Source organism: Vulcanisaeta moutnovskia 768-28 (genome assembly GCF_000190315.1).
GTDB lineage: Archaea > Thermoproteota > Thermoprotei > Thermoproteales > Thermocladiaceae > Vulcanisaeta > Vulcanisaeta moutnovskia.
In genome coordinates this window covers 507,107-526,663 of the sequence record NC_015151.1, presented here as the reverse complement: position 1 = coordinate 526,663, position 19,557 = coordinate 507,107, and the positions used below count along the sequence as shown (strand labels likewise).

21 protein-coding genes are annotated in these 19,557 nt (G+C 40.0%); 10 read left to right on the top strand and 11 right to left on the bottom strand.

What is annotated here, in order from left to right:
* The first annotated feature begins 50 nt into the window (after positions 1–50).
* The 4 genes from VMUT_RS02865 (at position 51) to VMUT_RS02850 (ending at position 4,280) form a co-directional block, all read left to right on the top strand.
* Positions 51–476, top strand: a complete 426-nt coding sequence (locus VMUT_RS02865) for a translation initiation factor IF-2 subunit beta (protein ID WP_013603923.1) — start codon at positions 51–53, stop codon at positions 474–476.
* A gap of 88 nt (positions 477–564) precedes the next feature.
* Positions 565–2,205: a B12-binding domain-containing radical SAM protein gene (locus tag VMUT_RS02860; RefSeq protein ID WP_237699698.1), complete on the top strand. Its 1,641-nt coding sequence runs from the start codon at positions 565–567 to the stop codon at positions 2,203–2,205.
* 65 nt (positions 2,206–2,270) lie between these two features.
* A complete protein-coding gene (locus VMUT_RS02855) occupies positions 2,271–3,404 on the top strand; it encodes an MFS transporter (protein ID WP_013603921.1) in 1,134 nt (377 codons plus the stop codon).
* Between the two features lie 423 nt (positions 3,405–3,827).
* Positions 3,828–4,280 (top strand): hypothetical protein, encoded by a 453-nt coding sequence (locus tag VMUT_RS02850; RefSeq protein WP_148224635.1) that lies wholly within the window; start codon positions 3,828–3,830, stop codon positions 4,278–4,280.
* 274 nt (positions 4,281–4,554) lie between these two features.
* Here VMUT_RS02850 and VMUT_RS02845 read toward each other — a convergent pair whose 3' ends face one another.
* Positions 4,555–4,785, bottom strand: coding sequence for a hypothetical protein (locus VMUT_RS02845; RefSeq protein ID WP_048056829.1), 231 nt, complete (start codon positions 4,783–4,785; stop codon positions 4,555–4,557).
* Positions 4,786–4,941: 156 nt separating this feature from the next.
* Between VMUT_RS02845 and VMUT_RS02840 the strand changes: the two genes are divergently transcribed.
* Positions 4,942–5,277, top strand: a complete 336-nt coding sequence (locus VMUT_RS02840) for an AbrB family transcriptional regulator (protein ID WP_013603919.1) — start codon at positions 4,942–4,944, stop codon at positions 5,275–5,277.
* A 31-nt stretch (positions 5,278–5,308) separates the two neighbouring features.
* Here the strand turns inward: VMUT_RS02840 and menA are convergent, their stop codons facing one another.
* The 4 genes from menA to VMUT_RS02820 are packed head-to-tail and all read right to left on the bottom strand — an operon-like array spanning position 5,309 to position 8,949.
* Positions 5,309–6,199 (bottom strand): 1,4-dihydroxy-2-naphthoate octaprenyltransferase, encoded by an 891-nt coding sequence (menA, locus tag VMUT_RS02835; protein ID WP_013603918.1) that lies wholly within the window; start codon positions 6,197–6,199, stop codon positions 5,309–5,311.
* Between the two features lie 55 nt (positions 6,200–6,254).
* Positions 6,255–7,667, bottom strand: coding sequence for an FAD-binding oxidoreductase (locus VMUT_RS02830; RefSeq protein ID WP_013603917.1), 1,413 nt, complete (start codon positions 7,665–7,667; stop codon positions 6,255–6,257).
* Positions 7,668–7,678: 11 nt separating this feature from the next.
* Positions 7,679–7,993, bottom strand: a complete 315-nt coding sequence (locus VMUT_RS02825) for a 4Fe-4S dicluster domain-containing protein (RefSeq protein WP_013603916.1) — start codon at positions 7,991–7,993, stop codon at positions 7,679–7,681.
* Positions 7,993–8,949, bottom strand: a complete 957-nt coding sequence (locus VMUT_RS02820; RefSeq protein WP_013603915.1) for a heterodisulfide reductase-related iron-sulfur binding cluster — start codon at positions 8,947–8,949, stop codon at positions 7,993–7,995. Before VMUT_RS02820 ends, VMUT_RS02825 begins: the two co-directional genes overlap by 1 nt.
* A gap of 159 nt (positions 8,950–9,108) precedes the next feature.
* Between VMUT_RS02820 and VMUT_RS02815 the strand changes: the two genes are divergently transcribed.
* From VMUT_RS02815 to VMUT_RS02805, 3 genes are read left to right on the top strand one after another with little or no spacing between them, the layout of a single operon-like run.
* Positions 9,109–10,227: a four-carbon acid sugar kinase family protein gene (locus VMUT_RS02815; protein ID WP_013603914.1), complete on the top strand. Its 1,119-nt coding sequence runs from the start codon at positions 9,109–9,111 to the stop codon at positions 10,225–10,227.
* Between the two features lie 17 nt (positions 10,228–10,244).
* Complete coding sequence (pdxA, locus tag VMUT_RS02810) at positions 10,245–11,240, top strand: 4-hydroxythreonine-4-phosphate dehydrogenase PdxA (protein ID WP_013603913.1); 996 nt, start codon at positions 10,245–10,247, stop codon at positions 11,238–11,240.
* Positions 11,241–11,263: 23 nt separating this feature from the next.
* A complete protein-coding gene (locus VMUT_RS02805) occupies positions 11,264–12,082 on the top strand; it encodes an SDR family NAD(P)-dependent oxidoreductase (RefSeq protein WP_013603912.1) in 819 nt (272 codons plus the stop codon).
* Positions 12,083–12,094: 12 nt separating this feature from the next.
* Here VMUT_RS02805 and VMUT_RS02800 read toward each other — a convergent pair whose 3' ends face one another.
* The 3 genes from VMUT_RS02800 to VMUT_RS02790 are packed head-to-tail and all read right to left on the bottom strand — an operon-like array spanning position 12,095 to position 16,122.
* Positions 12,095–13,018 carry an isocitrate/isopropylmalate dehydrogenase family protein gene (locus VMUT_RS02800; RefSeq protein WP_013603911.1) on the bottom strand — a complete coding sequence of 308 codons (924 nt, stop codon included), beginning with the start codon at positions 13,016–13,018 and terminating at the stop codon, positions 12,095–12,097.
* 58 nt (positions 13,019–13,076) lie between these two features.
* On the bottom strand, positions 13,077–14,780 hold the full coding sequence (ilvD, locus tag VMUT_RS02795; protein ID WP_013603910.1) for a dihydroxy-acid dehydratase: 1,704 nt from the start codon (positions 14,778–14,780) through the stop codon (positions 13,077–13,079).
* Between the two features lie 55 nt (positions 14,781–14,835).
* The gene (locus VMUT_RS02790; RefSeq protein ID WP_013603909.1) at positions 14,836–16,122 is read right to left on the bottom strand and encodes an MFS transporter; all 1,287 of its coding nucleotides are present in this window, start codon (positions 16,120–16,122) and stop codon (positions 14,836–14,838) included.
* Between the two features lie 288 nt (positions 16,123–16,410).
* Between VMUT_RS02790 and VMUT_RS02785 the strand changes: the two genes are divergently transcribed.
* Positions 16,411–17,163: an acetoacetate decarboxylase family protein gene (locus tag VMUT_RS02785; RefSeq protein WP_013603908.1), complete on the top strand. Its 753-nt coding sequence runs from the start codon at positions 16,411–16,413 to the stop codon at positions 17,161–17,163.
* 75 nt (positions 17,164–17,238) lie between these two features.
* Here VMUT_RS02785 and VMUT_RS02780 read toward each other — a convergent pair whose 3' ends face one another.
* On the bottom strand, positions 17,239–17,469 hold the full coding sequence (locus VMUT_RS02780; RefSeq protein WP_013603907.1) for an AbrB/MazE/SpoVT family DNA-binding domain-containing protein: 231 nt from the start codon (positions 17,467–17,469) through the stop codon (positions 17,239–17,241).
* Between the two features lie 120 nt (positions 17,470–17,589).
* Here VMUT_RS02780 and VMUT_RS02775 point away from each other — a divergent pair, with 120 nt between their 5' ends.
* Entirely contained in the window at positions 17,590–17,838 is a 249-nt protein-coding gene (locus VMUT_RS02775; RefSeq protein WP_013603906.1) for a hypothetical protein, read from the top strand.
* Here VMUT_RS02775 and VMUT_RS02770 read toward each other — a convergent pair.
* Together VMUT_RS02770 and purB are read right to left on the bottom strand one after the other, a co-directional pair.
* Positions 17,835–18,068: a hypothetical protein gene (locus tag VMUT_RS02770; RefSeq protein ID WP_013603905.1), complete on the bottom strand. Its 234-nt coding sequence runs from the start codon at positions 18,066–18,068 to the stop codon at positions 17,835–17,837. The genes VMUT_RS02775 and VMUT_RS02770 overlap by 4 nt on opposite strands.
* A 65-nt stretch (positions 18,069–18,133) precedes the next feature.
* Complete coding sequence (gene purB, locus VMUT_RS02765) at positions 18,134–19,555, bottom strand: adenylosuccinate lyase (protein ID WP_013603904.1); 1,422 nt, start codon at positions 19,553–19,555, stop codon at positions 18,134–18,136.
* Positions 19,556–19,557 lie beyond the last annotated feature (2 nt).

Here is a 19,557-nt window from a genome sequence, read left to right as displayed (position 1 = left end):
TATGAAGGCAAGAACTTATTAAGCAAAGTGTTAAGTCTCCTGAGACTGGTATGCCAAATGAGGGTAATTACGATGAGCTATACATGAAGTTATTAGATAAGGCCTACACATTGATAACGCCAAGGATCCAGAGAAGGCAGGAAATACCCAGGTTAAGCATTCAAGTCCAGCCTAAGAAGACTATTATTCAGAACTTTAGGGATGTTGCACAGAGACTTAATAGGGACCCAACGCACATAGCCAGGTTCTTCCTTAAGGAACTGGCTCTTCCAGGTAATATTGAGGGTAATGCCCTTGTTCTGTATGCAGAGAGGAGTCCAAGGACTCTCGAGGCTGTTTATGAGAGGTACATTAAATTCTATGTTGAGTGCCCAGTGTGCCACTCAATAGATACTTACCTGGAGAGGGAGGGTAGGATATACGTACTCGTGTGCACTGCTTGCGGAGCGAGGACTCCCAGGAAGAGTATTAGTTAATTTTCAATTTCTAGGTTAAAGTACATTTAGTCAATAGTTTATGTTAATGAGGAAGGGTTTTTATTTACTCCAGGTATATAGCCAAACTGTGTCATTTGATGGATATCCAATCGTTTTAACGGGCGAGATTGCAACAATGAGTGACACGCACGGTTCATCTGTGGTTGGATTCGCAAGTGCAATACCGGAGAATTACTTCAGGGATTGGGCTGCCCGTAGGTTTTTCAGGGTTAAAAGTGATAAATATGGTAGGGTTTTGAGGGCTCCATACGGCTTAGCCAAGGTGGAAGCTGCACTACTTGCTCATGGCTATACGAGGAATGATGTCATTATAGCTGATCCATATAAGCTCGATAAGGTCATTGGCCCTAATACACGTGTCATTGGTATTTACGTAATGGATCCACTAGGTTTGAGTTATGGTTCCGGCATAGTTTACTGGATATTGAAATTGGCGGACCTACCATACAGAGGCTTACCATATATTGCCAAGTCATTCTTTCAAGTCATTAATCATCCAGCAATTAAGAGACATAAAGACCATTTAAAGATTGTCGTTGGTGGACCAGCTGGTTGGCAAATCATTGATACTGGTAGGCAAAGGGAATTAGGGATTGATGTCGTTTATGAGGGTGAGTTTGAGGAGGATGGGCCACAATTATTTGATAAAATAATGAAGGGCGAGCCCATTCCCGAGAGGGTTGTTGCCCATAGACCTGTGCCTATTGATATGGTACCAACGATAGTAACACCATCAATTGGTGGTATGGTTGAGGTTACGAGGGGTTGTGGTAGGGGTTGTCAGTTCTGTACACCAACATTGAGTGGTATGATTAGGTCATTTCCATTTGAGGGTCATATCGATAGGGAGATTAAGCTCAACATTGAGGTTGGAGGCTTTAGTGAGATAACGCTTCATAGTGAGGAATTCTTCAGGTATGGTGCAAAGGGTATTGAGCCAAACCCAGATAAGGTACTTGATTTGACAGTGAAGGCCTATAAGCTCGTTAAGTCCTATGGTGACGACCATGAATTAACCACGGACTTCACCACAGCCGCTGTCGTGAAGTATGCACCGAAGCTTATTAAGGAAGTTTCGGAGTATATGAATGAAGGAGGAACATGGCACTTTATCGAGATGGGCATTGAAACAGGTTCACCTAGGTTACTAAGGATGTTAATGGCTGGTAAGGCGCTTCCGTATAAGCCTGAGCAGTACCCAGACGTTGTTGAGGAGGCAATTGGAATACTCAATGATAATTATTGGGTTGTTGTTGGTACAATGATACTTAATCTACCTGGTGAGACTGACGATGATGTTGTTAAGAGTCTCGAACTACTTGATAGGATCAGTAAGCTTAGGGTTCTTACGTTCCCATTACCCTTCATACCAATGGGTGCATTAAGGAGGAGGGACTTCACAATACTTGATAAGATGCTTGATGATCCATTGAGGCGTGAGTTCATACTTAAGGCATTGATAAAGTCCTTTGAGGAGGCTAAGGCATTTAGTAGTCTTATAACTAGGAAGGTTGAGAATTTCATTGTCAAGAGACTTATTGGGTACATAGCCGTTAGTAGCTTCAACCTGGTGCTCAAGAGGTATAAGGAGAAGCTTGGTTCATTGATTGAGCAATACGGAGAGTTCAAGGAGAGGATTAAGGAGGAGGTGAGTAGGGCCGTAATATCCATAAAACTGGATAGGGGTGAGCAGGATAATAATTCATGAGTTTCTCTTTATCTTAACTGCCAATAGTTAGAAACCTTGATAAGGGGCTTTAATGCTAGTTTCATGTGGGGGTTAATAATAAGCCTATTGAGGAATTGGATGCATTAGTCATCAAGAGAGCCTATTATGTGCTCGGCATTAGTATAGCAGGTCTATCATTAATAATGTTTAATTGGTTAAGCTTGTCAGCAATAATGTTTAATATAATGGCTATAAAGAAGGTGGTACTCAACGCCGTGTATTATGTAATACCCATGGCCACCGCGATGATGGGCTTCGCTACAATGCAATTACCAGCTACACTCCTATTTAGCAGGTTTGGTAATAGGGTCTCCATGTTCCTAGGCTTGATACTAAATGGTCTCTCTCTCATCTTCTCAACAACAGGTAGTTATCACACGGCACTTCTCCTTAGATTCCTGGCAGGTATGGGTCTTGGGCTATACCTAATGCCCTCACTCCTGTTAATACTTGGTTGGTGGAGCATTAGAGGGTTGACTAGGTGGGTTCAGGTTACTTACTTATCATCAATAACGACACTGATTCTACTTTCATCAGTAATTACTATGGGTATAACACAAAACACGGCATTATACCTAGGCATAGCATCTATTGTACTTGCCATCCTCATTCTCTTTACTATGAAGGATGCCGTAATAATAAAGAGTGTCTCGGTAATGGCCGTTATGAATAACCCAGACATTCTCATGCTATCCATAGCCTTCTCAATACCCTGGGGAGTATACCTAGGTCTTCTCCCTCTCGTTATTAATGCAGGTAGTTACTTAGGGATCACTGAATTAACAGCGCCACTAGCCCTAACCCCATTGCTTTATAGGTTTAGGCATTCCATAAAGACTGAGAGACGTAAGGCATTGTTGTACTTAACGGTAGCCCTCGGTGCATTAACAATGCTTATGGGTATTGCCAAGGCTCAAACAATAATCCTAGTTATTGTGGGTTTCACATTTACACTAATCCTACTCTTGACATTGTATGTTGTGAATGATCTCGTAAGTCCAATACTAATTGCCCAATCCACTAGTTACTTACTCACCGTATCCTCAATAATAGGATCAATAGCAGGTATAGTCATGGGATATGCAATACAATACTTTGGAATGTTTGGTTGGGTAATGATTGGGGCTCTAATAATCCTATCATCACTAATCTACAGAATCCTAAAAATCACCCTCTAAACCCTCAGATGTCTATCAAGCTTTGCAGGCTATATTGAATGCATATTTAATAAGGGTAATTATCATGATTAGAGTTCAGGATTGCCTTGGTGTTTTAGATACCATTAGAACATTAAGTAAGATACCGAATAACCTGCTTACCATATAATAGGCATACAACCTCAAGGCTTATAAGATAGGGTAATAATTTAGGCAGTATGATGAGTAGGGACCTCGACTGCCAGAGAAGTGACGAATTTGCCGAGTGCTGATTTAACCGTTACTGACTAGCTCTTTCAACCTGTTAATTGCGATCTACTTCTCATTTTCTATTTCTAAAAGACTCTCTTTATAAATTGAAATAATAAAATAGAAATAAGGAACAAAGTACACCGAAAGTACTACAGAGGTAATACTTAAAAATATTAAATGAGAATATTACCTATGACGAGGAAAGCCCTAGCACTAGTACTACCCGCTTTACTACTCGTAGTAGCACTAATGGCAGGAACAACAATGGCAATGCAAGCAGCAAAAATAAAGCCAGACACACCAGGCGTAACAATAATCAAAGAAGTAACAGCACTAAAACTAAAGACATTACCACCAACCCACAGAATAGACCCAACACTACCGCCAAATACGGGCGTATTAATAGGACCATACACACTAAGTTCAGGCCAAGAATTAGGGGTTTATGTAACTTGGTCACCATCATCTGCGACTTTATTTGTGGGAGTGATAAATGCAAATACATGGTCAGGATATGGAGGCTACGTTAGTGGTGGTTCTGCTTTACTCATATTTAACCCAGGATATGGTTCTTGGTATGTTCTTGTATATAATGTGAGCCCATATACTGTTAGTGCAACAATATATATATTCTTGGTAGGATAGATTCATTTAATCATAGTATATGTATCCGATATATTATACTTTGTTAGATTAAAATTATAAATATAATTAACTGATACATTTGCTGTATTTGTTATATTATTGCATGAAAATTCATATATATCATTATTATATTTAACTAAATGGCATTGAGAAAACAAAGTAACTATCGTATTATTTCTATTTTCATTATTTATAACATATTTTGGAACTATAGAAAATACACTATAAATAAGAACTCCTAGTATTATTAGTAATAAAGTTATACTAATAACAATTATTTTTTATTTTTAGTATCTTTATGATTATATATGTTATTTTCTTTTAATTCTTCCGATGTTTTATTGTCTTTTATTAGTATTTTGTTTAGGTTTACTTTGTCTATTGTTCCTATGTAGTGCCAGGTATTTCCGTGCTTTATGTATACGTAGTTTCCTGCCTTTATTACTACTGTTCCTGGTTTTCCGCACCTTGGGCACATGCCCATGCCTATTGCTCTGCTGGGCATTTGGTTTGTGTTCAATCCCTTCTTTAAATCTCTTTCTGTTCTTTATCTTACGTGAAACCTTTATTTACCACTGTGCATGTTGGTGCATTTTCAATTTGGTTTCACGTATTTTCCACGGAGTATTACTTAAGTGTGGTAGTATTGAGGAACTGATTGGTGATAGACGTGGTTGTTAGGGTGACTGTACGTAGGAAGTTGGAGAGGTTTAATGTGACCACACTGCCCTTCACGGTTAGGTTGTACATAAATAACCAGGTGTTATTACCAGCAAGCTTAGTTAGGGCTTTGGGTATAACCCACATAAGGTTCGCTGATGTTGACCTTGAGTATAAGGGCTTTGTAATCGAGCTGAAGGGTGTTAGGTTGCTGAGGACTAGGCATACTGACTCGAGACAATTCACAATACCCAGGGGTGTTAGGGAATTGTATGGTATTGGACCTGGCGATACCATTAAGGTACTATCCATAAGACCATCCGTTATTAACCAATGACACTTTAAATAATCGAGAAATAAAATTAAAATCAAAACCTAATTAGTAATCCTATGACTAGTAGTATTGTATATGCCAGGGAGTATAGTGACGTGGTCTCATCAAGGTGCTCAAAAACCCCATTAGTAGCATTCCTAATCATCTTAATTGTTAATGGGATCAATGCAATGGTTATTAATGTATAAATGGGTAATAACCTAAGTAATATTAGCACTGACTGGGTTGCATAGGCACTTGCTAACAATGTCACGTAAAACCACTTAGCATTACTACCAAGTCTAATGGCTAGTGTATACGCACCCCTACCTCTATCCCTCTCAATATCTCTAACATTATTTGCATACAATGTGGCAACCACAAGGAGAGCCACGGGCACCGATACTATAGCAACCGCGTAATTAATAAGGCCGGTTGAAGCAACTATGGATCCTAACGTCATTAATGGACCCCATGCCAGAAACACCGATAATTCACCAAGGGCCCTATACTTGAGTTTCAGTGGTGGTCCCGTGTATTCATAGACCAGGAATATGCCGGTGATACCGAGTATTAGTATTAATGGACTTACCACAATGGATAGGTAAATCCCTATTAATGAACCTGTTATTAGTAATATAAGGCCTATGTTGAGCATTGACCTAGTGTTTACAATACCCATGAATATTGCATGAGGCCTGTACTTAAGTACATCAGGTGCATCTACTCCATACAATGTGTCGTAGTAATCATTAATCACATTAACGCTCATATGAAGCAGTAATGCACCAATTAATGCCAGGATAAAGAATACAATGTTAATTCTGTAACCGAGGTAATAGGCATACGCCGCACCAAGTGAGATTGAGGCTATGGTCATAGGCATTGACCAGGCCCTAACAATGACAGTCCATGCCTGCAAATAACTCAAAACCTTACCAATCATCAAACCCGGCAATCTAAGGCGTACTTTTAAGCCCTATGGGTTAAAGACACGGGCTCTAATCAAATATCTTACCTGGGTTAAATATGCCATATGGGTCAAATACCCTCTTAATGTTCTTCATTAAGTTTATTACATAGTCGCTATTACCATCATTCCTACTACTAATTGCCTCCCGTAATAATCCCTTCTTCTGTACTCCAATCCCATGCTCAGCGCTTACCGTACCATTAAGCCTTATAGCCAGTTTACCAACATCCTCAAAGAACTTCATAATCCTCTCCATTTCATCCTTATCAGAACGCCTAGCCCAAACAGTTGGGTGTAAATTCCCATCACCAATGTGCCCACCAATGACCATCTTAACATTATACTTCTGGCCAAGGGTCTGTATCTCCCTAACTGCTTCTGGTAACTTGCTTGTTGGTACTGCAATATCCTCGAAGGCTACGAAGGCGTCTGTGCCATAATCATTAAATGCGGCCTTTAACGTTGCTGAGTAAAGCATTCTTCTTGGTTCCAAGATCTTCGAGAATTCCTGCCACGTGAATGCCTTATCAATAATCTCACCACCACTTAGTGATACGTCATTATTAAGCTTAGAAAGTATTTGCTGTTCACTACCACTGTAGGTGTCAATACCAATCCATAGGTAATACATAGGTTCAAGACCGAGTACTTGTGCAATCATATAATCAATGAACTCAGTTACCATGGGCCATAATTTATCTCTCTTAACCCTAATCACAGCATTAACTAGTGATTCGGCATCCCTGAACCTTGCCATTAACCCTACAAAGGATTCAGGTAATGGTGCCAACCTTAACGTTGCCTCTGTGATTATTCCCAACGTACCTTCAGAACCAATGAAAGTTTGGACTAGGTTGTACCCCTCACGGCACTTAACAGTCCTACAGCCAATCCTAATAACATCACCAGTACCGATAACAGCCTCAAGACCAAGAATCCAATGTGAAGCCGGGCCATACTTAGCGCCTCTCATTCCGCCACCACCATTACTAATTACACCGCCGACTGTCGCGGTTTTTGATGATGCAGGATCCACAGGCCACTGAAGGCCGTAGCTCATTAACTCCAGGTTTAGTTCATCATCTTTAATTCCAGGCTGGACCCTAGCGTACCAATCAATGTCAGAAATCTCAATTATTGAGTTCATTCTCTCTAGGGAGACTATTACCGTATTCTCAAGCTTAGGTGTTGCGTTACCAGATAGACTTGTTGATGAGCCAACCGGTATTATTTTAAAACCATAATCAATGGCTAACTTAACTATCTTAACAACCTCATCAACGCTCACCGGTTGAATAACAGCCATTGGTTTAACACCGACCTCCGAGGATGCATCATGACTATACAAAGACAATATATGTGGTTCCGTGAATAACCTATCCTTAAACACTGCCTCAAGCTCCTTAATCACATCACCCTGTCTCTGGACCATACTAACCATACTAAACACCACTACTTAAGCATTGTTTCTAAGATAATTGCCTTAAAACTATGTATAGCATCGGCAATCCTAATACCCGCTGGACACTGAGTATCGCAGGCGGCACAGTGTAGGCAGGTCATTATTGGATTAATAACGTCACCACCAAGCCCCACGTCCTTACCTTGCCCAAAACCATTCTCGATTAGCGTCTTAATTAGGTTAATCCTACCCCTGGGTCCATAAGCCCTACTGCGTAGGGTGTTGAATGTTGGGCATGGGAACTCACAGAACCCACAGAATTGGCACTTCCTAACCTCCTCATAAACTTCCTTAATACTCATCATTAACCACTCACCTCAATAGCTTCGGCAATGTCGTAAAGATTAACCTCAACGCCGCTGAGTTTGACGCCTCTCCTTAGGTTTACGTAACATATTGGGCATTGAACAATTACGTTACGGGAGAGCCTAGCCAACTCCTTAACCCTATTGCTAGCCACCTTACCCGCTATCTCTGGGTATGTAGACTCAATGGGTCCGCCACAGCAGTGCGAGGTATCTCTACCCGTTATTACTGGGTCCTCCTTAACATCAGCCTTACCCCTAAATAAACCCCTAATTAAGTCATACTTATTTAGGTACCTTGCGTATAGGCATGAATCATGTATTGCGAACTCACCAAGTTTAACGCGGACTCGACCTGGGTCTAGGTAATCTAAGTAACTCCTAATTTTAATGTTGAATTCAGGTACGTACTTTGGATAGAGCTTCTCGAGAGTATGCTGGGTATGTGGATCTATGGTTATTACCTCATTCACATTATTATCCCTAAAAATCTTGTAAACACTTTTGGCGTAATCGGCAAAATCATTTACGAAACCTAACTCATAGAGCAGGGCGCCACTGTAAGGCTCGTTATCGAGGACCCTAAATTTGATGCCCAAGGCCCTAAGCGTGTTGTATATGTTCTTAACGATTACATTAGCCCTATTAAGCTCCTCGTCACTGGGCCTAAGTAATGCCTTACCAAAAACCTTGGTACCAACAGCTGCAAATCTAGCTAATACGCCGCCCTTAGTGACGCCAAATCTCTCAAGTTCAGTAACAGCTCTTTCAATAACAGGAGCTAATTGGTAAAGACACGAGGTATACAGTACAGTGCCACTATCACTATCAAAGGCCAGACCCTCTCTCCACTTGTTACATATTGACTTATCAACGGGAAATGGAAGCCAGGAATCCCTAAGACTGGTCACAATGACATCCCTTAAGGACTTAAACCAGTCAAGAGACACGAACATAAAGAGTCATTTAATAATTTAAAAATTTAACTTGCCTTAAGATGATATTTTATTATTTACGAATGATAAAGATTGCGTTAAATTATTTATATATTGTAATTCATTATCTCTACATTTTTATTTGATAAAATAGTAATACTTAAAATATAATAGGGAATTATGCTTGAGGTTTATATGGATCTGAAGTTCATTGTGATTTCAGATGATTTAACTGGCGCAAATGGTATTTCTGGCTTCATGTCTCGTTTCTGTAATTCTATTGTTATTAATTATGATAATAGCTTTATCAATGATGTAGCTTCTTTACCATATAATTGCGTAGTTGTAAATACTAAGAGTAGAATGATAGACGGCGTAAGTGCAAAGAACTGTGTAAATTATGTACTAGGGTTATTTAATAATGGCAGGTATAGATTTGGTAAGAGAATTGACAGTGCATTAAGGGGGAATATTGAGGATGAAATTCTACCCTTCATTGAAAGAGGATTTATTATTGTAATCACCGATACGATACCTGAATATGGTAGATATACAACTAATGGCTTTACGGTAATAAATAATTCAAGGGATAGCATACTTACTAGATTCAGTCGTGTTACTCCAATCATAATAAATGACATTAACAAACTGATTGATATAAAGAATACTACTGGTAAGGTATTTATAATCGACTCAAGGTCTCATGATGACTTAAGGAAGATAGCTAATTTTATTACAAGAAATCAAAATATAGTACCTGTGGATCCATTATATTTAATTGCCTATACCGCTCAGCAGCATGCTGCATTAATTCACCAGGAACAGTCACGCCTAATAATGAATAAAGTCACTAGGAGAATAGCTTTTGTTATTGGTAGTACGCAGGAAATGACAATTAAGCAAATAAATTATGCTAAGAGTCATGGTTTTTATGTAATTGGACTTTATGATTTAATCAAAACAAATTATGCTGTTGATAATGATTGGATTATCATTTACTTTGATTACATGAGAGATAGAGGGTTACTAACGCAGGAATTGGTAAAGTATTTAATGAATTTTGATGCGATAGTTCTGAGTGGTGGGGAAACCGCAAATTTCATTTTTGAATTATCTGGCGGTTTGTTTATTGAAAGTATTGCCGATATTATGCCATTAATTGGTGTCGGTATTATAAAAGGAGGCATATTAGATGGTAAGTTGATTGTAACTAAGGGAGGGTTCATTGGAAAGGAGGATACCTACGTAATAATTAGGGATTTCCTACTAGGTTTAAGTGCGAAAAATAAAAATAGATGATAAGTACTTAATGGATCGTGAGGCCCAAGATAGGTATAACCTTAGGAGACCCAGCTGGAATTGGGTATGAGATTACTGCCAAGGCACTAAGTAAATTAAAGGATAAAAGTAATGCGGATTTCATCCTAGTTGGGAATAAGAATCAATTTCTAAAGGTACTAAAAATACTTAATTTAGAGCCAACTGATATATTAAGAAGTATTGATTTTATTGAAATTCCTGGTCAAGATATAGAGTTTGGTAAAGTGCAAAGGGAAGCCGGCAGGATATCTCTTGAGAGTGTTAAATTAGGAGTTGAACTAGCAATGAAGAATGAAATTGACGCATTGGTAACCGCACCAATAAATAAAGAAGCTTGGAAATTAGCTGGCTCTAAACATATTGATCATACTACGTTACTTCAGGATTTAACAAACTCCAGTAAATCCATAACGATTTTTGAAGTTAAAAAGTTAAGGATATACTTCCTAACTAGGCATATACCATTTAGTAAAATAGTTTCTGAAGTTACTAAAGATAAAATAATAAGGGGAATATTCGAAGCCGATTTATCACTTAAGTTATTAGGCGTTAATAACGGTAAGATCGCAGTTGCCGCCTTAAATCCCCATGCTGGTGAGGATGGATTACTAGGTCGTGAGGAAATTGATGAAATAAAACCTGCAATTGAGGAGGCTAGGACAAAGTACGATATTGAGGTTTACGGGCCGTTTCCAGCCGATTCTGTATTTTATATGGCTGCCAGGGGTAATTATGATATTGTGATTTCACTATACCATGATCAAGGACATATAGCTGCTAAAATGTATGATTTCAGGAGAACCGTGAGCTTAACACTTGGGTTGCCGTTCTTAAGAACATCAGTTGATCATGGAACAGCATTTGATATAGCCGGTAAAGGGATTGCTGATGAAACAAGTATGGTGGAGGCTATTAAAAAAGCTGTTAAATACGCAGTTAAGTATAAGGAGAATTATTCACGATATTATAAGGATACTAATGGTAATATTTAAAAATAAACACAATATAACGGTATATGGGTAAATATTCTAATGTCGATGAGATGAGGGATTTATTTTCTATTAGGGGTTTGGTTGCTGTGGTTACTGGTGCTGCTTCGGGTATTGGTCAGGGTATTGCCTTTGCGTGGGCTGCCAATGGCGGTAAGCTTGTTATCAGTGATATTAATGAGGATGGACTTAAGGAGACTGAGAGGGAGATTAGGAGCGTTACCAATGATGTTGTTAGTGTTGCTGCTGACGTTACGAAGCTTGATGACGTTAAGAGGCTAGTTAATGAGTCAATGAAGGCCTTTGGTAATATTGATGCGCTTTATATAGTTCCTGGTATCAATGTTAGAAAGTCAATACTTAGTTATACTTATGATGAGTTTGAGCGAGTTCTTAGGGTTAATCTATGGGGTACGTATTACCTACTTAAGGAGTTTGGTAATGTCATGGTTAAGAATCCGAGAGGTGGTTCAATAGTGTTAATGTCATCAATTAGGCACTTGGTTGTTGAGCCTGGTCAATCAGTCTATGCAGCCACTAAGGCTGCAATGGTACAATTAGCTAGGACAGCCGCTGCAGAGTGGGCTAAGTATAATGTTAGGGTTAATGTTATTGCACCTGGCGTAGTTGAGACAGAATTAACGCAACAAATTAAGAAGGATACGGCATGGTATGAGGCATATAGAACTAAGCCTGCTCTAAAGAGGTGGGCAACAGTTAGGGAGATAGCTGGTCCAGCAATATTTCTGGCGACGCCAGCAGCGTCTTACATAACGGGTACCGTGATTTACGTTGATGGTGGATGGACAGCAATAGATGGAAGGTACGAACCAAACATACCATGAATTTAAAAATTATTAGCGCCTTAAAACCCTATTTATTATTTCGTTTGTAAATTCCTCCGTAGTTACCTTACCGCCAATGTCAGGCGCACTACCATGAACAGGCTCAAACATTGCTCTATCATCACCAATATTACCAGACCATGCAAGCCCAACACCGCCCACGGTAGCCGCGGCTAGCTCAGAAAGTATATCACCGAACATATTCTCAGTAACCACAATATTTAGCATTTCTGGGTGTAATATCATGAACTGAGCCATGGCATCAGCATACATAAAGTTATACTTAACATCTGAGTAATTCCTGGCGACCTCCGTGAATACCTTCCTAAAGAAATAGAAACTTTTTAAAACATTGCTCTTATCAACGCATGTCACGACTTTTTCACCATAGGCATTGCCCTTACTTCTCCTAGCTAATTCAAATGCAAATCTCACTATTCTCTCAGTACCTTTCCTAGTTATTGTTTGAATATCAATAGCTACATCATCCCTAAGTATTAAACCACCAAAATGACTTGAATAAAGTCCCTCACTGTTCTCCCTTATTAACACATAGTCAATTGTTTTACTACCATCACCATAGTCCCTCAATGGAGATTGAACGCCAGGAAGCAACTTAATAGGCCTTACATTTGCGTAAAGGTCAAGGTTAAACCTAAGTCCAAGTATTATGTCCAAGCCAGCCTCAACACCATCCTTGGTCCTAATATTTGGGTCACCCATAGGTCCCTTTAAAATGGCCCTATACTTCCTTGCCTCATCAAGTACGTAATCAAGGGTTACTTTACCAGAGGCTATATTCCTCGCATTTATGTTATCGTAAACCTGTGATTCAATCTTAACATTAAAATTACTACGCATTATTTCAAGGATTCTTAGTGCGCTTCTCATAATTTCAGGTCCAATACCATCGCCAGGTAAAACCATTATATCCATATATCAATACTTACATTTAATGATCCTTTTAAGTTCTACCAATTCTGATCTATAAGGTCTACTCTAGGACAGCACCTCTTGATGCACTTGTTACCAACTTAGCATACTTAGCCAATACTCCCGTTGTGTATTTAGGTTTTGGTGGTGTCCAATTCTTCATTCTATTTTTTATCTCATCATCACTCAACTTAACCTCTAACCTCTTTTCATAGGCGTCAATGACAACTATATCTCCATCCTTAACAATTGCTATTGGACCGCCGACGGCAGCTTCGGGTGCAACGTGGCCTACCATGAACCCTCGCGTAGCGCCACTAAATCTTCCGTCAGTGATTAACGCAACCGTATCCCCAAGTCCAGCACCAACTATTGCCGAAGTTACTGAAAGCATTTCTGGCATACCAGGTGCACCCTTAGGACCTACGTATCTAATGATCACAACATCACCAGGCTTAATCTCGCCTCTTGTTACGGCCTTAAATGCATCTTCCTCATTATCAAAGACACGTGTCGGTCCTTCATGTCTTAATCGCTTAACTCCGGCAATCTTAACAACAGCGCCTTCAGGTGCTAAGTTACCCTTTAGAATCACAATGCCTCCCATGGGCAGTATTGGTGAATCAGCATCTTTAACTATGGTCTTATCCTCCTCCCTAACAGGTAAAAGCCACGGAGCCTTATACTTCTCAAGGTTCTCCTTCAACGTCATCGTAGTTACAGTTAATACATCGCCATGGATTAATCCCTTCTTAAGCAATCTTCTTAATACCAATGGTAATCCACCTAACCTATCTAACTGCCAAACCGCGTATCTACCCCCTGGTAGCAAATCAGCTATGTAGGGAGTCTTTGAGTAAATTCTGTCGAAGTCATCAAGGGTTAATTTAACCCCGGCCTCATGGGCTATTGCGAGTAGATGAAGTACGGCATTTGTTGAACCACCCATCGCGGCATCAATGGCTATGGCATTTTCAAACGCCTCATAAGTCAATATGTCCCTAGGCTTAATACCAAGCTCTAATAACTTCATCACTGCTTCGCCAGCTGCACGAGCAGCAATCCTTCTCCTAGAATCCACAGCAGGTATTGTCGAGGTTCCAGGCAAGGCCATGCCTAATGCCTCAGCTAGTATGGCCATTGTATTTGCAGTATAGAGCCCAGCGCATGAACCAGGTCCTGGACATGCATTGTTCTCTATTAACTTTAATTCCTCAAGCGTTATCTTTCCTGCATAATATGCACCTACGGCCTCAAACGCATCACCTAATGACAGCATTTTCTCGCCAAGGAAGCCAGTCATCATGGGACCACCATTAAAGAATATGGCAGGGATATTCATTCTAGCCCCGGCCATAAGCATGCCGGGTTCAATCTTATCACAACTAGCTAGCAAGACGACAGCATCAAGGCCATGAGCCATAACCATTTCCTCTACAGAATCCGCAATAGTCTCCCTACTAACCAGTGAATATTTCATGCCCTCGTGACCCATAGCTATACCATCATCGATAGCTATGGTGTTGAACTCTATCGGGGTACCGCCCGCTACTCTAACGCCTTCCTTAACATACTTAGCCAACTCATTTAAATGTATATGACCAGGCACAATCTCATTCCACGAATTTGCAATTGCAACTAATGGTTTGGCTAAATCCTCATCGCTAAATCCGGCAGCTTTAAAGAGACTTCTATGTGGGGCTCTTTCAGGGCCTTCGGTAACGACCCTACTTCTAACTTTAATTGTTATTTTGCCCGTAGTCATAAACAAAAAAGTATAATATATTTTTAAGTTTTTACCTGGCTATTACTTATAATTATTACTTAGCACTAACTTGTACTTGTTTAAATAATTTTAATGAGTATACTAATGCTGCATCTATAACAAAGAAAATGGTGAGTATTAAATATGCTAATACAAAACTATGTGTTGCGGTTTCTACGTAGCCGACGATATAGGGCCCTACGAAACCACCTAAGTTACCAACTGAGTTTATAAACCCAATAGCCACGGCCGCCGCCGCACCGGATAAATATAGTGTTGGTAAACTCCAGAAGGAACCAAAACCACCTAGTATGCCCATGGTCATTAGTACGAGTGCTATGGTTACTATTGTAAAGTTACTTGGAAAGGCTAATGCCAAGGCTGATCCTATGGCACCTATTATGAGAGGTATGGCCGTATGATGAAGTCTCTCCATGGTCCTGTCGGAGTGCCTACCCCATAAAACCATCCATATTAATCCGATTATCCAAATAACAGCTACTATGATACCAATTACCATATAACCATAACTACTACCCAACTTCTCAATGGCTGGCGTCCAAATGTTGACTGCATAAAGGTCCGTAATCCAGAAGAAGTATATCAGCGCAAGTATTATCGTAACAGGATTAGCCAAGGCTGACCAAATGCTCTGTCTAGCTCTCTTAGCAGCCTCCTCCCTTTCAGTATTTAATGCTTGTTCAAGTACGTTCTTTTCTTCATCACTAAGCCACTTAGCATCTCTGGGTCTATTCGTAATGAAGAAGTACGCTATTGGGGCAAATATCATTGCTAGTAGGCCCTCTATGTAAAATACCCAACGCCAACCAAACGTTACTATTATGTAACTGGCCAATGGGCTATTTATTATTGTTGACACGGGTATTGCCGTCATAAATAAGGACACTGCCTGTGCTCTCCATTTTTGTGGGAACCATAACGATAAATAATAAATTATTCCGGGGAAGAAAGCCCCTTCCATGAAGCCTACCATGAACCTATATACGTAAAGCTGAATTATGTTCGTTACAGTACCCACTAATAATCCGAAGAGACCCCATCCAAAAAGAAATATGGCAACTATAGTCCTTGCACCAATCTTGTCGACTAGGTACGTACCTGGCATTTGGAATATAAAGTATCCTATGAAGAATATTCCTGAAGCTAAACCTAAAGCTGCGTAAGAAAAGCCTAACTGCTCATGCATCGGTACTATAGCGAACCCTATATTGGTCCTATCAAGAAATGCTATTATATATAATACAAATACGAAGGGTATTATACGACTCCATAACTTACTAACAACCTTCTCAAGCGTAACCTGCCCAGGCTGAGTAGACATAGTTATTTTAATATTTTTTATTTATTTTAAAAATATTGCGCTCATTTTTCCTCATTAATTTTAAATATATTTCCATAAACCTCTCAAATAAAACCATAAAAATAAGTATCTCAAGAAACCACTTTTCTTTTCACTATTATTCATGCACCTCCTAATACAATTAGTGTATAATATTTCATCATTCTCATATTTACTACACCGTCTATAGCATTTTAATACCATATATAACCCAAATTACTTATTGCAGAATTTAAATTTTAAATATGTTCTCTCCATAAATTAACCTTCATGACAGCGCAAAATAAGATTAAAGGTAAACTCCCCATTAAGGATCTCTGGTCAATGCCGGGTAATACGCCGCTCTTTGCAAAGTTGCCGCAGTATTTCCCTGATGCCGAGGTTTTGCAGGTATTCTTTGAGGCTGATCCAGATGGTGCTGCTGAGGTTGTTCCTGAGGATTTAGAACTTCCAGTACCTACTGAAGCCATTATCACATTCTTTAAATTCCCATTCAGTACTCTGGGGCCTTATAATGAGTTTGCCGTGGACATTAAGGTGTTGCTTGATGGTCAGGAGAAGTATTATACGGCTTATAACTATGTTAATAGTGACGTTGGTTTAGCCGCAGGCAGGGAAATATGGGGCGTACCTAAAAAATTCGCGGTCCTCGATATTAAGAGGAGCTTTGACTTGGTCTATGGATTCCTAGAAAGACCTGAGGGATTGAGGCTTGTCACCGCTGTTATTAGGCCTGAGGAGCCCGCTAAGATCGAGCCACTGCCAATCACCAGGCTTGCCCTTAAGGTTATTCCACCGGCTGGTGATGGTGCTGAGCCATTGATTCAATTAGTTGATAGGTATAGGCATAGGTTGGCTCCCAAGAGTGTTTGGGCTGGTCCCTGCACGCTGGTGTTCAATAATAGGAGCGATATTGACCCACTCTATAGGTTGGGGCTGAGAAGGGTCATTAGATGTGTTTACGGGACCTTTGATTACGTACTCGATTTTGGCAGGGTAGTTAAGGACTATAGTAAGTATTAAGGTCTTTGTGCTCTATTGATCGTTATTAAATATCAACAGAATTAATTAATTATTATATCAATTACGAAACTCATACTACTCCTTCTCAGTTACCTCCCTTATGGTCTCCTCAACATACCTCCAATCTATCCTTTTCCTCAACCTAATCCTTATCTCCGTGATACTCCTCCTCTTTGATTCTAGGATTATTCGATCACCCTCAAGCCTAACTATGAGCGTATCCTCAACTCTTAGTCTAAGTTTCCTCCTAATGGCTGCCGGTATCGTTACCTGATAATTCCTGGTAATTTTAGTTTCCTCAATCATAGTAGGGCTAAGCAGTTAGGCCTTGTAGCGGTATGAACGCGTTAGGCCTTTTAACCATATTTGACTCATAATCGTTTATAGAAATAACTTATATTAATTAGTTATTATTTTTCTTCACCAGTGCCTAGTAGGACTTTGGTTAGGCTTGTAGAGGATTTAAGTGACTCGGGATTTAGTGGTGTGGTTAGGGCTTATTACGTCAGGGGCGGTCCTAACTCGTTGAGTATTGAGTTCATTATTTATAGGAGACCGAGTGCGGCTAGAAGGTTTTGGGTTAGGTTGAGGAGGACTATTGAGGCTGTGCCGTCAATGATCATTGCCGTGGTCGTAGGCTTTATCCTGGCATTGATAATGAGGTGGTTCGTTTAGTGCAGTAGTGCCTTTCTTAGGAAACTTATTATTGTACCTAGTTTCACATCATGCAGGCATTTACTCTCTATCATTTCATAATCATCACTTATTAGGATTAATCGAATACAATCATCACCTTTCTTAATCATTAATCTATATGTATGTTCACCATCTGCTATTGCCATGTCCAATTCCTTCACGGTAATGCCCATTAACCTCCTCCTTAGTTCATACTTATTGCTTTGCACATAATTTACTTATTAATGGTCTTTAATTACTGCATGAGTTATTTTAGTTAGTTACGTTATCCATATTACTGCTCAAGGAATCCGAGGGATTTCATGGTATTAATCTCATAATTTACCCTAGACTTAATTATATCCAGCACGTATTTACACTGGCTCACGCAGTTCATAGTTAACTCCCTGGCATAACCAATGTATTTACCCGGGCTCAGTCCACGCAGGGTATCATCATTAACACCCAATTCACCCAGCGCCCTCTCATAATCCTCTGCACCCATCCTGGATACCCTGAATATTGTTAATGCCCTTTCATAGGCATCAGCCATACCCAACGCCCTAAGCCTAACCTGAACAGCTTCACTAAGTACCTCCCAATGATCATTCAAGTCCTTGCTTATAGTATCCTCATCAACATCAATACTACTCAATACGGCATTCAGTCTCCTTACCCCAAGGATCACGTGGGCAACGCCAAGCCCAATATTCCTCTTAATAGTTGAATCACTTAAGTCTCTCTGAAGCCTACTCACTTGGATATGCCTACTTATCTCCATGAGGATTGAAGAACCAAGCTTTAGATTACCCTCAGCATTCTCCAGATCCACCGGGTTTACCTTATGGGGCATTGTGGATGAGCCTATTGGTTTACCACGGACATGTACATAACCAAGCATATTATAGATCCATAGGTCCTGGGCGAGATTAATAAGTGCCTGAGACATTAGGCCAATGGACGTTAACAATTGAGACAGTGAGTCAGGGGGCAGTATTTGCGTTGTGACCAGCGCAGGTTCGAAACCAAGTCCTCTAACGAATCTGTTCAACTCGTCAATCCAATCAATATCTCTACTAATCATTGAGAAGCTCGCCATTGAACCAGTGGCTCCTGAAACCTTACCCTGCAACTTAATGTCAGCAATCACGCTAAACCAGTGGGTTAACCTGCAGGCGTGGTATGCAATCTCCTTACCAAGGGTTGTCGGTGTTGCTGGCTGTCCATGAGTCCTCCCAAGCATTGGTAAACTGGCGTACCTCTCCATTAGAGTAACCAACGTACTTAATAAATTAGTTAGTTCAGGCATTAAGTAATTGTACGTGGCAATTCTAACGAGGATTCCAAGAGCCAAGTTATTCACATCCTCAGAGGTCAATCCAAGGTGCGTTAAATGGGTTATCCTAACGAGACCAACGCCACTTAATTTCTCCCTGAACAGGTACTCAATTGCCTTAACATCGTGACCGAGTTTACTCTCTATTTCCTTAAACCTCTCGTAATCATCATCACTAAACTTCAATGAAAGTAATCTTTCCTTCTCCTCTTTAGTCAATGGCTTCACTAGACCTACCCTACTTAGTACATTAACTACGAAGTTAAGGTATAGAATCTCAACCCTCAATCTATACTTCACGAATGCCTTTTCGGAAATCACTGCCGCGTAATCCCTCAATTCATCGTAATACCTATCATCCAGTGGTGATATATAATCCACAG